Raw genomic sequence first — 12,806 nt, forward strand, 5'->3', positions numbered from 1 at the left:
CAGGTCCGGCATCGCGGAAGCCAGATCGCAGACTCCGCTGCCGATCATCAGAAGGCCGTTACGCTCCTGACAAATACTTTTTCGGCACCTCCGCCCCGGCCACAAAGCTCAGCTTGGCCACGCGGCACATCTGATAGACGTTGATGCGGAAATCGGGACAGGTGCTCACCAGGCAATAGGCGTCGGTCGGCGAAAAGCCGTGCTCGGCGATCAGCCAGTCCATCAGGCAGACCGTCGCCTTCTCGACCGCCGTCTCCAGCGGCCGGTCGGCCCAGACGGCCACGATCGACTGTGGCTTCTCGATCCGCAGGCAGGGGATTTTTTTCTGCTTGATCAGCTCCAGCTTCAGCCGCACGGTGGCCTTCGTTTCCGCCGCCGTGCCGCTGAATTCGGTGTCGCCCTGGCTGGCGTGAACGTCGCCCAAATAGAACTTGGCCCCGTCGTGATACACCGAGAGCAGAACGCGGTTGCCGGGACACACGTCGCGGACGTCGAGATTGCCGCCCCAGTCGCCTTGCCCGTCGATGCTCGTCACCACTTCGCGGTCGGGCGCCACGCCCAACGTACCGACGAACGGCGTGATCGGCCACGAGAGCCGCTCGTTGAAATGCAGCGTGCCGTCGCGCGTGGTTCCGCTGGGGCCGGGCGTGTGCTTGAAAATCTTGGTCGTGTAGTCGCCCGACAGCTCCGGCCAGCGGGTCGATTCGCCCAAGGGGCCACGACGCGGGCCGACGGCGACCCAGGAGTAATCGTCGACGGTGATGCTCTCGATGGTGACCGCGAGCACGTCGCCGCGCTGGGCGCCTTCGACCCACACCGGGCCGCCGATCGGATTGGCCAAGGCCGGCGAACGGTCGAAGCCGGGCCGCCGAGCGGGAATGGCTTTGTCGTCGGCCGTTTTGAAATAGCCGGTGCTGGCGTCGTAGGTTTCGATCTCGAAGGTTTCGCCCTCACGCACGCGCAGGAGCGGTTCGTCGCGCCAGTCGAAGGCGTATTTCTTGGCTTGTTCACGGTCGATGCGTTGCATGATGGGCTCCTAATTGCCACTTGTATCGGTAGCAGGCGTGCGATAGCCTCACAATCGAAGTCGGCATCGCGACAACCGTAAGGTGGGGCCAGCGAGCTTGCGAGCGCCGGCCCACCATGATCGACGTCGCCATCGGTGGGCCGGCGCTCGCGAGCTCGCTGGCCCCACCCTACGTCAAATCATCGTACCGCCCGCATCGCGCCGTGCAAGCGAACCGAAGAAAGACGCTATGAAATTCGCCATCTGCAACGAAACGTTCCTCGATTGGCCGTTCGACAAGGCTTTTGCATTCGCCCGCGATTGCGGCTACACGGGCATCGAGATCGCCCCTTTCACCATCAACACCGATGCGCGAAAGATTACCGCCCCGCGGCGGGCCGAAGTGCGCAAGCAAGCGGAAGACGCCGGCCTCGATGTGGTCGGGCTGCACTGGCTGCTGGCCAAGACCGAGGGCCTGTATCTGACCACGCCGGACGTGGCGGTCCGCCGGGCGACGGCTGAATACATCGCGGAGTTGGCCCGGCTCTGCCGCGATTTGGGCGGTTCGATCATGGTGTTTGGCTCGCCGGTGCAGCGAAACCTACTGCCGGGCGTCAATCACGAAGAGGCGATGAAGTTCGCGGCCGAAGTTTTTCAGGCCGCCATGCCGACGCTGGAAGAACTCGACGTGACGCTGGCCGTCGAACCGCTGGGGCCGGCCGAGGGCATTTTCCTGCTCACCGCGGCCGACGGCATCCGGCTGATCGAAATGGTCGGCTCGTCCCATTGCCGGTTGCACCTCGATTGCAAAGCGATGTCGAGCGAGAGCGCACCGATTCCCGATATTCTTCGGCGCTCGGCGCCCTGGCTGGTCCACTTTCACGCGAACGATCCCAACCGGCAAGGGCCGGGCATGGGCGAGTTGCAGTTCGGTCCGATTCTCGAAGCACTGGGCGAGATCGATTATCGCGGCTGGGTCTCGGTCGAGGTATTTGACTATTCGCCCGGCCCCGAACGGCTGGCGCGCGACAGCATCGAGTATTTGCAGCGTTGCGCCGAGGAAGTGGCGGGGTGAGGGAGGGACCGCTGGCACGGCGCGGCTGCGCGATGTTACCATAAATCGCTTCCTTCCTTGGCACCCTCGACCTTTGGAGTTCGCTCCTTGAGTTCCCAGACTTCCGCGATTATTGACGCTTATCGCCGTCGTACTGTGCATTCCGCCCGGCTGGCACAACAGGCTGTCGAGGTCTTTCCCGGCGGCGTGACGCACGACGGTCGCATTCTGGAACCGTATCCGATTTACGTCGAGCGGGCCGCGGGCCCGCGCAAGTGGGACGTCGATGGCAACGAGTATGTCGATTACGCCGGCGGACACGGTGCGCTGCTGCTCGGTCACAACCACCCGCTCGTGGTCCAAGCCGTGGCCCAGCAGCTCCAGCGTGGCACGCACTTCGGCGCCTGCCACCAGCCGGAACTCGAGTGGGGCCGCTGGGTGCAAAAGCTGATGCCGTCGGCCGAGCGCGTGCGGTTCACCAGTTCGGGCACCGAGGCCACGATGATGGCCATGCGGTTGGCCCGCGCCTTCACCGGCCGCCCCAAGATCATGCGGTTTCTGGGCCACTTTCACGGCTGGCACGATCACGCCGCCTTCGGCGTGGCGTCGCACTTCGACGGCACGCCCACGCCCGGCGTGCTGGGCGAAGTGGCCACCAACGTGGTGCTCGCTCCGCCCGGCGACGTGGCCGGCACGCGGGCGGTGCTCGACGCGCACGCCGACATTGCGGCGGCCATCATCGAGCCGACCGGGGCAAGCTGGGGCCAGGTGCCCGTGCTGCCGGACTTCCTCGAAGCGCTCCGCGAGCTGACGGCCGAACGCGGCGTGCTGTTGATTCTCGACGAGGTGATCAGCGGCTTCCGTTGTTCGCCGGGCGGAGCGCAACAGGTCTACGGCATCCGGCCCGATCTGACGACGCTGGCCAAGATCCTGGCCGGCGGTCTGCCGGGCGGGGCGGTGGTCGGCCGCAAGGAGATTCTGGGGCTGCTCGACGTTGCTGAGGCTGCTGCCACCGGCCGCGAGAAGGTGCCGCACCAGGGCACCTTCAACGCCAACCCGCTATCGGCGGTGGCCGGCTCGACGACGCTCGAAATCGTCAGCGAGAGCGACGCCTGCCAACGGGCCAACGAATACGCTGCCCGGCTGCGCGAGGCGCTGAGCCGCGTGCTGCGCGACGAGCGCATACCCTGGGTCGTGTACGGCAGCTTTTCGGGCTTCCATGTTTTCACCAATCCCCAACGGCTGGAGATCACGGCGGCCGAAATCGAAGCGGGCAAATTCGATCACCGCGTCTTGAAGGCTCCGGCGCCCAAATCGCTGGCCATGAAGCTGCGGCTGGGAATGATGCTGCACGGCGTGGAGTTGTTTACCTGGCCCGGCGGCCCGACATCGGCCGTTCACACCAACGACGATCTGGAACAAACCGCCGACGCCTTCCGGCAGACAATCAAGCTGTTGCGGGCGGAAGGCGAGCTGTAGGAGCAACATGAAAAAAGCATCACGAACGCTGGTCGGCTGCCTGGCACTGATCTCGATGATCGAATTCGCGTCGCCAGCCGCGGGGCAGGAGGCAATCGTCCAAGTCGATGCGGCGCAAGTGCTCGGACCCGTCAGCCGCTATCTGACCGGGGCGTGCATCGAGGACGTCAACCACGAAATCTATGGCGGCATCTATAGCCAGATGGTGTTTGGCGAGAGTTTTCAAGAGCCGTCGCCCGAAAGCCCCGTGCGCGGCTTCAAGGTTTTTGATGGCGATTGGCGGCTCAGCGACGGCGAGGTGCTGGCCCCCGCCGGCGCCGGCCCCAAGCTGGTGAGCGCGGCTGCGCCGTTCCGCGACGGTGCGGCCGGCGTGCAAGTCTATTTGGCCGATCGCACGCCGGGCAACGCGGGCCTGATCGTGCGGCTCGGCAAGCCGGGCATTGGAGCCGATAACTTCGACGGCTACGAAATCTCGCTCGACGCGCAAGCCAACCAGGTTCTCATCGGCCGCCATCGCCACGACTGGCAACTCTTGCGCGCTACGCCTTACGATGTGCCAGTCGGCAAGTGGATCGCCCTCGAAACGCGGCTTGCGGGCAATGCCATTGAAGTGCTCGTGGACGGCAAACGTGTCGTGCGCTACGAAGACCGCGAGCGGCCGCTGCTGGAGGGAACGGTCGCCCTGCGTCCCTGGCAGCGCCAGGCGCGCTATCGCCATCTGTGGGTGAAAACCGGCGACCGGCTGCAAGAACTTCCCTTCGAGCCGCCGGCATCCGATCGAGGAGCGGTGAGCGGACAATGGCGGCCTGCGACGCGCGGAAATGCGAACGGCCGATTTGCACTGCTCACCGACCGGCCCTTTATCGGCCCGCAAAGCCAGCAAGTCGAGTTCGTGTCAGGCGACGGCGAAGTCGGCATCGAAAACCGCGGCCTGAACCGTCAGGGAATGTGCATTCACGAGCAGAAACCCTATCAAGGCTATGTTTGGGCACGTGCAGAGAAGCCGAGCGAACTTTGGCTGACGATGGAAGACGCCGACGGCGCCCAACGTATTGCGCAGACACGTGTGCAGGCGACCGGTGGCGGCGAGTGGCAACGGCTCGACTTCGAACTCACGCCCGATGCCGCGATCGAACGCGGACGCCTCGCCATTTCGTTGCGCCGTCCTGGCAAAATCGTGCTTGGCCACGTCTTTTTGCAGCCGGGTGAGTGGGGGCGGTTTGCGGGATTGCCCGACCGGCGAGACGTCGTGGAAGGGCTGATCGAGCAGAAGCTGACCGTGCTGCGCTACGGCGGCTCGATGATCAATCACCCGGAATACCGTTGGAAGAAGATGATCGGCGCGCGCGATCGCCGGCCTCCGCACCAGGGCACGTGGTATCGCTATTCGACCAACGGCTGGGGCATTTTCGATTTTCTCGACCTTTGCGAGGCGGCCGGCTTTCTGGCCGTTCCCGCGCTCAACATGGGCGAGTCGCCGCAAGACATGGCCGATTTCGTAGAATACGTGAACGGCCCGGCCGACAGCCCCTGGGGAAAGCGGCGGACCGAAGACGGCCATCCACAACCATACGGCCTACGGTATGTTGAGCTGGGCAACGAGGAACGGATCGACGACGCCTACTTCGACCGTTTCCGTCCGATGGCCCAAGCGATCTGGGCCAAAGATCCGCACATCATCATCGTGGTCGGTGACTTCGTCTACGACCACGTCATCAACGACGCGGAGCACATCACCGGCGCCGCGTCGGGCATCACCAACCTGAGCGGCCATCGCAAGCTGCTCGATCTTGCCAAGCAGGCGGGCCGCGAGATCGACTTCGACGTCCACATCGGCACCGACGGACCGCAACCCTCGGGCTCATTGCGAGCGCTGCCGAGCTACGTCGCGGCGTTGGAAAAGCTAGCGCGGGGCGCAACGCACAAGGTGGTGGTGTTTGAGTTCAACGCGGGCAATCATGCTTTCCGCCGGGCGTTGGGCAACGCCGGCGCGATCAACCTCATCGAGCGTCTGGCGGGTAGGGTAACGATTGCCGCGTCGGCCAATTGCCTGCAGGTCGACGGCCAGAACGACAACGGCTGGAACCAGGGCCTGTTGTTCATGAATCCCTGCCGCGTCTGGCCCCAGCCGCCTTACTTCGTGACGCAAATGGTGGCCAGAAACTATCAGCCGCTGGCCGCGACGGCGAAGGTCGATGGCGCCGCGATGCTCGACGTGAGTGCCAAACGGAGCGACGACGGAAAGACGCTCGTCTTGCAGGTGGTCAACACGCACGACAAGCCGATCGCCGCGCAGCTCGACATTGCCGGCTTCGTTGCCCGGCAGCCGACGGCGCGCGTCGAGGAGCTGGCGGCGGCCTTGGATGCGGTCAACACCGCCGCCGCTCCCAACAGCATTCGTCCGAGCAGCAAAGACTGGCAACACGAGCTTGCTGCGGGGAAATCGCGATATACGTTCCCTGCCATGTCGTTTACAGTGTTGCAGTTCAAATAACTTGGCGTCCCTCTGCATGCGGCATAGCTCGTTGCGGGCTTTGAATATGAGTATCAGTTCGGTGAAGCAGCGAGCGACGTGGCGATGGTCGCCACAAGCATGGTTGATCCTGGCTTGGTCGCTGTTAGCGTTTGTTGCAGCCGTCGCATTGGCAACCGTCTGGTTGCCCAACGCTCATCCGATCGACTGGCTGGCTGGAATCGCATTTGACGAGGAAACGATTTACAGTCCCGGCTATTCCACGTGGCGATGGTGCCAAGTCCGCCGCGTCGATTGAGACTGATCGAATTCAAGGGAGACAGGGAGTCAGCTTGAATCAGCTCTGCCGCACGAAACTCGCCGTTCAGTTGAATGAAGCGGTCCGACAACCGGCCGGCTGAAGTTCATTTCTTTGCCAAGAACCCTTGTTCCCCCAGCCAGAACGCGCAGTCGCGGGTCCAGGGGTGCAGCTTGGCGGGATCGTATTCTTTCACGCCCAGGCCGATGCCGTGCGGGCCGTTCTGGTAGAGGTGCAGGGCAAACGGCACTTTGGCCTGCCGCAGCGCTTCGGCGAAGACCAGCGCGTTCTCGACCTTCACGCCCGCATCGGCCACCGTCTGCCAGACGAAACAGGGCGGTGTGTCGGCCCGCACGTTCAACGCCGGTGCGAAAGCGCGAATTTGCTCCGGCGATGGATCCTTGCCCAAAAACTGCTCCTGCCGCTTGGCATCACTGCGGTCCATCAGAATGAAGGCGTAACAAAGAATGCACGCGTCGGGCCGCGAACCGGCCTGTTCGATCGGGTCGTCGGAATCGGAGCGGCCCGCGTCGAAACGCGTGGAAAGCGTGGCCGACAGATGGCCGCCCGCCGAGGAACCCATGATGCCGATGCGCTTCGGATCGAGCTGCCACGGAGCGGCGTTGGCCCGCACCGTGCGAATGGCGCGCGCGGCGTCTTGCAAGCTGTCGGGCACGTGATAGCCGCCGGAGACGAGCCGGTATTTGAGCACGAAAGCGGCGATGCCCAGATCGTTGAGCCACCGCGCGTAGGCTTCGCCCTCGTGCGGCGCCAGCATGCGATAGCCGCCGCCCGGACAGACCACAATCGCCGCGCCGGTCGCTTTGTCGCTGGCAGGCCAATAAGCCGTGAGCGTGGGCGCATCCTTTGCGTCGTTGCCCAGTGCTCCGGGTGTTTTGCCGTCGGGCCACAGCGTCAGTTTGTCGGGCCGCTCGGCCGCAGACAGGTTGCAGCATGGCATCGAGCACAAGACGATTACGAGAGCAAGCGGAAAACGTCGGGGCATTGAATTGTCTCCTCGGATCAAACAAGGTACGTTGATCGGAGGATGGCCTTCCTAGGCGGTCCAGTGCATAAACAACCACGAGACGGCCTAGGAAGGCCATCCTCCAGATTTGTTGCCTGCCAGCGTAGTCGTCGTGCGCGGCCGCGGCAAGCAGCTACCTGACACCTCCGGCTTTTCAAAGGCAGTGCCCACTCATGCCCAACCGCCTCGCTCACGAAACCAGCCCCTATCTGCTGCAACACGCCAACAATCCCGTCGATTGGCATGCCTGGGGGCCGGAGGCGCTCGACCGGGCGCGCCGCGAAGACAAGCCGATCTTTCTCTCCATCGGCTATTCGGCCTGCCACTGGTGCCACGTCATGGAACACGAGAGCTTCGAGAGCGAGCCGATCGCCCGGCGGCTGAACGAGGGTTTCGTGTGCATCAAGGTCGATCGCGAAGAGCGGCCCGATCTCGACCAAATTTACATGACGGCCGTGCAGGCCATGACCGGGCGGGGCGGCTGGCCGATGTCGGTCTTTCTGACGCCGGAGCTGAAACCGTTTTACGGCGGCACCTATTGGCCGCCGACGGGGCGAATGGGTATGCCCGGCTTCGACCAGGTGATCGAGGGCGTACTCGACGCCTGGAAAAACCGGCGGCAACAGGTCGACCAGCAGGCCGGCGAGCTGGCGGCCGACATCGACCGCGTGGGGCGAATGAGTCTGCCGCCCGGCGAGCTTTCGCCCAAGCCGCTGGCGGCTGCCGAAGCGGCCCTGGAGCGGACGTTCGATTATCAGCACGGCGGCTTTGGCGGCGCTCCCAAATTCCCGCATCCCATGGACCTGCGGCTGCTGTTGCGGCGCTGGAAGCGCGGGCCGCGCGAGCAGGTACTGCACATCGTCACGCTGACGCTCGACCGCATGGCGGCCGGCGGCATCTACGATCAACTTGGCGGCGGCTTTCATCGCTACAGCGTCGATGATCGTTGGCTGGTGCCGCACTTTGAGAAGATGCTCTACGACAACGCCCTGTTGTCGGCCGCGTATGTCGAAGCATTTCAAGCCACCGGCCGCCGAGACTACGAGCGCGTGGCCCGCGAAACGTTCGATTACGTGCTCCGCGAGATGACCTCGCCCGAAGGCGGCTTTTACAGCACGCTCGACGCCGACAGCGAAGGCGAGGAAGGCAAGTTCTATGTCTGGACGCCCGGCGAAATCGAAGAAGTGCTCGGCGCCGAGCGGGCCAAGACGTTCTGCCGCGTCTACGACGTCAGCGACGAAGGGAACTTCGAAGGCCGCAACATCCTGAATCTGCCGAAAACGCTCGATCAATGTGCGAAGATTTTGGGCCGTGATTTGGGCGAACTGACCGCGGAACTGGCCGAGAGTCGTGCCCGGCTGTTGGAGGTCCGCAACCGGCGCGTCTGGCCGGGCCTGGACGACAAGGTGCTGGTGAGCTGGAACGGTCTGATGATCGACTCGCTGGCTTACGCGGCCGGCGCGCTCGACGAGCCGCGTTACCTGAACGCCGCACGTGCCGCGGCCGACTTCCTCCTTGGCAAAATGCGGAAGCCCGATGGCCGGTTGTTGCATGCCTGGCGGGCGGGCCAGGCCAAGTTCGACGCCTACCTCGACGATTACACTTGTCTGGCCAGCGCGCTCGTGACGCTTTACGAATCGAGCTGGGAAGAGCGCTGGATCGACGATGCCGTCGAATTGGCCGATATCGTGCTGGCGAAATTCGATGACCAGGAGTCGGGCGGATTCTATTTCACGGCCGCCGACCACGAGAAACTCATCTCACGGCAAAAGGATGTGCAAGACAGCTCGGTGCCCAGCGGCAACTCGATGGCCGCCACGCTGCTCTTGCGGCTGGGAAAACTCTGCGGCCGCACCGATTATCTCGCCGCCGCCGAACGCACGCTCAAGGCGTTCGCCGGTCTGTTGGAAAAGCACGCCAGTGCCGCCGGGCAACTCTTGATTGCCCTCGACTTTTATCTGGGGCCGGCGCCGGAGTTGGCGCTGGTCGGGGCATCGCCGGAAACCGCGGAAGTTGCCGCCGACCTGCGACGGCGTTATGTTCCCAACAAGGTGATCGCCGGACGGCCGGGCACGGGTCATAGCCGGAGGCTCGATAGTCTGTTTGAAGGAAAGACCGCCGTCGACGGTCAACCGGCGCTTTACGTCTGTGAGAACTTCACCTGCCAAGCGCCGGTCGTCGGCAAGCCGGCAATCGCCGCCGCGTTGGCGGCTTTGTAGGGTGGGACAAGCGAGCTTGCGAGCGCCGGCCCACCGTAAGGGACGTCGTGCAATGCGGACCATCGCTCGCAAACTCGGTCTCCGCGCCCCGCGGATTACTGCGGTCCGGTCTGCGCTCGCATCCGCGAAATCGCGGAACGTAACCGCCGGCCGTTAACGCAAGTCAAACGAGATCGCATATCGTCATCCAGAGGTTTGTCAGAGCAAGAGCCCACTACCCCGGCTTACCCATATAGCGGCCCGATGACTTCGCCCGCGTTCATGCGATGCGGGCGGCCGAGACGGTCGATGATCTGGCTGCCGGGGTCGATGCCCAAGGCGCTATAGACCGTCGCGCCCAGGTCGGCCGGATACCAGCCGCGCGTGGCGGGCCAGGCCGCTTGTGCGTCGCTGGCGCCGATCGCCTGCCCGCCGCGCACGCCGGCGCCGGCGAAGACCGCGCTGAACACGCCCGACCAATGATCGCGGCCCGCCGTGGCGTTGATCTGCGGCGTGCGGCCAAACTCGCCCACCACCACGACCAGCGTTTCGTCGAACAAGCCGCGGGCCGCCAGGTCGTCGAACAGCGCGGAGAGGCCCTGGTCGAGCGGCGGCAACAAGCGGTCTTTGAGCTGCTGGAAGTTTTGCCCGTGCGTGTCCCAGTTGTTCATCGATCCCATGTTGGCCTGCACGACCGGCATGCCGGCCTCGACCAGTCGGCGGGCCAGCAACAGCGATTGGCCGAACTGGTGCCGGCCGTAACGGTCGCGCGCTTCGGCCGGTTCGCTTGCCAGGTCGAAGGCCGCGCGGAACCGGGCGTTCTCGGTCAACAGCGTATAGGCGTTTTGCATGCGGGCCGAAAGATCGCCGGCGGCCGCCGCTTCGGAAAGGCCGCGGCGCTCGCGGTCGAGATCGGCCAACAGTCCGCGGCGATGGTTGAGCCGCTCGACGCTGAGGCCGGGCAGTAGGTCGAGCTCCGTCAGGCGGAAGTCGGCGGCGTTCGGGTCGCGGGTGAGCTGCCAGGGATCGAAGCCGCTGCCCATGAAGCCGCCGTTTTGCCCGGAGAAGCCGTAACCGTTGTGCAAATACGTGGGCAGCATGACGCCGGAGGGCAGCCCGTCGCCGCGCGGCCGCAGGTATTGCACGCACGAGGCATAGCAGGGCCAATCGTTGCGGCTGGCCATGTGCGTGGCGCCGGCCGGCAGGGCGTTGACGCCGGTGAGCACAAAATGCGTGGCCTGCTCGTGGCCGGGCAAGTCGTGCGTCATGCTGCGGACGATGGCATACTTGTCAGCCATCTTCGCCAGCCGCGGCAGATGGGGTGTGATCTGCACGCCCGGCATGTTGGTGTCGGCCGGCTTGAACTCGCCGCGCACCTCGACCGGCGCATCGGGCTTGAGGTCCCAGATGTCCTGATGGGCCGGGGCGCCCGTGCAAAAGACGAGGATGACCGATTTCGCTCTGCCGAAGTTCGGCCCGCGCTCGTCGGCCACGGCGGTTCGGCCAAGCACCTGGCTGAAGTTCAGCCCCAGCAGGCCGGAGAATCCAACCTGCAAAATCTCGCGGCGGCTGAGTCCCAGGCGATGGTGATGCAATCGAGCGGCAGGGGTCATGCGGGCAGGGTTTTTGGTTAGGTGGGTAGGCGGGCGGAACACGTTCGGCGGGAGATAGTAGTATCGCCGGAGTTGGCGATTGCGGCAAGCGCGGTCGGGATACGGCGCTCTCGATGATCCCCCCTCGACGCGGCCGAAATGGGCAACCTGAAAACGACCCCGGAAAACACGGTAAAAAATGGCGGAAGTGCATGGGAATCGAACCCACCTGTCGCGCGGTTGGCGCGCGACACAGCGATTTTGAAGACCGTGGCCACCACCAGGTGTGCAGGCACTTCCTTATCAGGGTCGCAAAGGCTCCCTGATTGCGTAATCATACCATGAACATGGAACCGGGGTTCGTGGTCCGAGCAAATGCGGATGTGATGATACAAAACTCGCAAAACATGGCGACAGTTGGGCGCTCATCCTCGACCAGCCCGTGCTCGACCAGCTCAACATCGATCCACAGACGCCCTTGGAAGTCAGCACGGATGGCCAGGTGCTGGTGGTTGTTCCGGCGACAACCAGCGACGAACACCACGAAAGGCTGAAAGCGGTGGTTGAAATGATCGATCGCCAGCACACCAAGGCGCTCAAGAGACTGGCTGAGTGACCTCGCCCAAATTTCTAACGACCGACGAAATCGCGGGAGCGTTACGACAATACGCCACCTAACCGAGCAGCTTCTCGACGCTTTCCAGCAGCCGGTCCATGGGAAACGGCTTGCGGAGATAATCCTTCACGCCCAGCATCTCGGCGTAAGCCTTGTGGCGGCTCCCTTCGTTGGCGGTGATCATGATGGCCGGCAGGCTGGGCTTGGTGCGCAACAACTTCTCCAGCACCAAAAAGCCGCTCCGTTTGGGCATCATCATGTCGAGAATCAGCAAATCGGGGTTCTCGCGCTCCGCCATGGCCAGCCCCTGGTTGCCGTCGCGGGCAATCAGAATCGTGTAGCCCCGCGATTCCAGCGTCAGCCGCATCGACTCGATGATCTCGTAATCGTCATCGACCAGCAAAATGCGCTTGCCAGCGGCCCGTTCGTCGTCCTGGCTTTCGGTCGCTTCGGGCTTTTCTCGCTTGGTTGTCTTCTCGGCCATGAGTTCGTCTCGCATCGTTGGCACAGGGTGGACCGCTGTAAGTATCAGAAGTAGCGGATGGCTGGCGGCAATGCAAGCGGTCAGCGTGTAACACGATTTCAATCCGGGCCACTTGCGGCAGCCCACAGGGGCGGATACGATGTTGGTCAATTCGCCCCTGTCCGAACGGACTGGCGGTTTGTCTCGCGTCGGTCGGGCAAGTTGGCGAGGAAGCAAGCAGCGCTGCTGTGCGGCGACGGGTCTGCCGGTGCGGACAACCGATCGGCCCGCCGCGCGGCGGAAAGAGGAAAGGCGATGCCTCCCTTCGATCCTTATCACAAGTGGCTCGGCATTCCGGCCTGGGAACAGCCTCCGAACCACTATCGCTTTCTCGGTCTGACGAACTTTGAATCGGATCCCGATGCGATTGAGTCGGCGGCCGATCAGCGGATGGCGCACGTCCGCACGTTTCAGTCGGGGGTTCATTCCCCCGAACGCAGCGGCTGCTGAACGAATTGGCCGCGGCTAAGCTGTGCCTGCTCAACGCCGCACGCAAATACGCTTATGACAGCGAGTTGATGGCCAAGCAGCGTTCGCCGC

General features: G+C 64.0%; 11 protein-coding genes and 1 tRNA gene. 7 read left to right on the forward strand and 5 right to left on the reverse strand.

The annotated features are described in order from the left end of the window. Nucleotides 1–58: 58 nt before the first annotated feature. The gene (locus tag VNH11_17145; protein HVA48099.1) at nt 59–1,027 is read right to left on the reverse strand and encodes an acetamidase/formamidase family protein; all 969 of its coding nucleotides are present in this window, start codon (nt 1,025–1,027) and stop codon (nt 59–61) included. 229 nt (nt 1,028–1,256) lie between these two features. Here VNH11_17145 and VNH11_17150 point away from each other — a divergent pair, with 229 nt between their 5' ends. The 4 genes from VNH11_17150 to VNH11_17165 all read left to right on the forward strand — a co-directional run bounded on the left by VNH11_17150 (nt 1,257) and on the right by VNH11_17165 (nt 6,310). Next, nucleotides 1,257–2,081: a sugar phosphate isomerase/epimerase family protein gene (locus VNH11_17150; GenBank protein HVA48100.1), complete on the forward strand. Its 825-nt coding sequence runs from the start codon at nt 1,257–1,259 to the stop codon at nt 2,079–2,081. An 87-nt stretch (nt 2,082–2,168) separates the two neighbouring features. After that, nucleotides 2,169–3,539 (forward strand): aminotransferase class III-fold pyridoxal phosphate-dependent enzyme, encoded by a 1,371-nt coding sequence (locus tag VNH11_17155; protein HVA48101.1) that lies wholly within the window; start codon nt 2,169–2,171, stop codon nt 3,537–3,539. 7 nt (nt 3,540–3,546) lie between these two features. Then, nucleotides 3,547–6,033, forward strand: coding sequence for an alpha-L-arabinofuranosidase C-terminal domain-containing protein (locus VNH11_17160; protein HVA48102.1), 2,487 nt, complete (start codon nt 3,547–3,549; stop codon nt 6,031–6,033). A gap of 46 nt (nt 6,034–6,079) precedes the next feature. Continuing rightward, entirely contained in the window at nt 6,080–6,310 is a 231-nt protein-coding gene (locus VNH11_17165; GenBank protein HVA48103.1) for a hypothetical protein, read from the forward strand. Nucleotides 6,311–6,416: 106 nt separating this feature from the next. Here the strand turns inward: VNH11_17165 and VNH11_17170 are convergent, their stop codons facing one another. Then, nucleotides 6,417–7,316, reverse strand: coding sequence for an alpha/beta hydrolase (locus tag VNH11_17170; GenBank protein HVA48104.1), 900 nt, complete (start codon nt 7,314–7,316; stop codon nt 6,417–6,419). 194 nt (nt 7,317–7,510) lie between these two features. Here VNH11_17170 and VNH11_17175 point away from each other — a divergent pair, with 194 nt between their 5' ends. Further along, nucleotides 7,511–9,556, forward strand: coding sequence for a thioredoxin domain-containing protein (locus VNH11_17175; protein HVA48105.1), 2,046 nt, complete (start codon nt 7,511–7,513; stop codon nt 9,554–9,556). A gap of 224 nt (nt 9,557–9,780) precedes the next feature. Here the strand turns inward: VNH11_17175 and VNH11_17180 are convergent, their stop codons facing one another. Both VNH11_17180 and VNH11_17185 read right to left on the reverse strand, forming a co-directional pair. Further along, the gene (locus VNH11_17180) at nt 9,781–11,148 is read right to left on the reverse strand and encodes a DUF1501 domain-containing protein (GenBank protein HVA48106.1); all 1,368 of its coding nucleotides are present in this window, start codon (nt 11,146–11,148) and stop codon (nt 9,781–9,783) included. 179 nt (nt 11,149–11,327) lie between these two features. After that, nucleotides 11,328–11,427, reverse strand: a tRNA-Sec gene (locus VNH11_17185). A 142-nt stretch (nt 11,428–11,569) separates the two neighbouring features. Between VNH11_17185 and VNH11_17190 the strand changes: the two genes are divergently transcribed. Beyond that, the gene (locus VNH11_17190) at nt 11,570–11,743 is read left to right on the forward strand and encodes a hypothetical protein (GenBank protein ID HVA48107.1); all 174 of its coding nucleotides are present in this window, start codon (nt 11,570–11,572) and stop codon (nt 11,741–11,743) included. Nucleotides 11,744–11,801: 58 nt separating this feature from the next. Here VNH11_17190 and VNH11_17195 read toward each other — a convergent pair whose 3' ends face one another. Further along, nucleotides 11,802–12,242 carry a response regulator gene (locus VNH11_17195; GenBank protein ID HVA48108.1) on the reverse strand — a complete coding sequence of 147 codons (441 nt, stop codon included), beginning with the start codon at nt 12,240–12,242 and terminating at the stop codon, nt 11,802–11,804. 279 nt (nt 12,243–12,521) lie between these two features. Between VNH11_17195 and VNH11_17200 the strand changes: the two genes are divergently transcribed. After that, nucleotides 12,522–12,716: a hypothetical protein gene (locus tag VNH11_17200; GenBank protein HVA48109.1), complete on the forward strand. Its 195-nt coding sequence runs from the start codon at nt 12,522–12,524 to the stop codon at nt 12,714–12,716. Nucleotides 12,717–12,806: the final 90 nt, after the last annotated feature.

Source organism: Pirellulales bacterium (assembly GCA_035533075.1).
In the GTDB taxonomy this organism is placed as follows: Bacteria; Planctomycetota; Planctomycetia; order Pirellulales; family JAICIG01; genus DASSFG01.

Excerpts from the sequence above, each read along its gene's own strand:
- VNH11_17145 (HVA48099.1), bottom strand. The coding sequence starts at position 1,027 with ATGCAACGCATCGACCGTGAACAAGCCAAGAAATACGCCTTCGACTGG.
- VNH11_17150 (HVA48100.1), top strand. The coding sequence starts at position 1,257 with ATGAAATTCGCCATCTGCAACGAAACGTTCCTCGATTGGCCGTTCGAC.
- VNH11_17160 (HVA48102.1), top strand. The coding sequence starts at position 3,547 with ATGAAAAAAGCATCACGAACGCTGGTCGGCTGCCTGGCACTGATCTCG.
- VNH11_17165 (HVA48103.1), top strand. The coding sequence starts at position 6,080 with ATGAGTATCAGTTCGGTGAAGCAGCGAGCGACGTGGCGATGGTCGCCA.
- VNH11_17170 (HVA48104.1), bottom strand. The coding sequence starts at position 7,316 with ATGCCCCGACGTTTTCCGCTTGCTCTCGTAATCGTCTTGTGCTCGATG.
- VNH11_17175 (HVA48105.1), top strand. The coding sequence starts at position 7,511 with ATGCCCAACCGCCTCGCTCACGAAACCAGCCCCTATCTGCTGCAACAC.
- VNH11_17180 (HVA48106.1), bottom strand. The coding sequence starts at position 11,148 with ATGACCCCTGCCGCTCGATTGCATCACCATCGCCTGGGACTCAGCCGC.
- VNH11_17195 (HVA48108.1), bottom strand. The coding sequence starts at position 12,242 with ATGCGAGACGAACTCATGGCCGAGAAGACAACCAAGCGAGAAAAGCCC.
- VNH11_17200 (HVA48109.1), top strand. The coding sequence starts at position 12,522 with ATGCCTCCCTTCGATCCTTATCACAAGTGGCTCGGCATTCCGGCCTGG.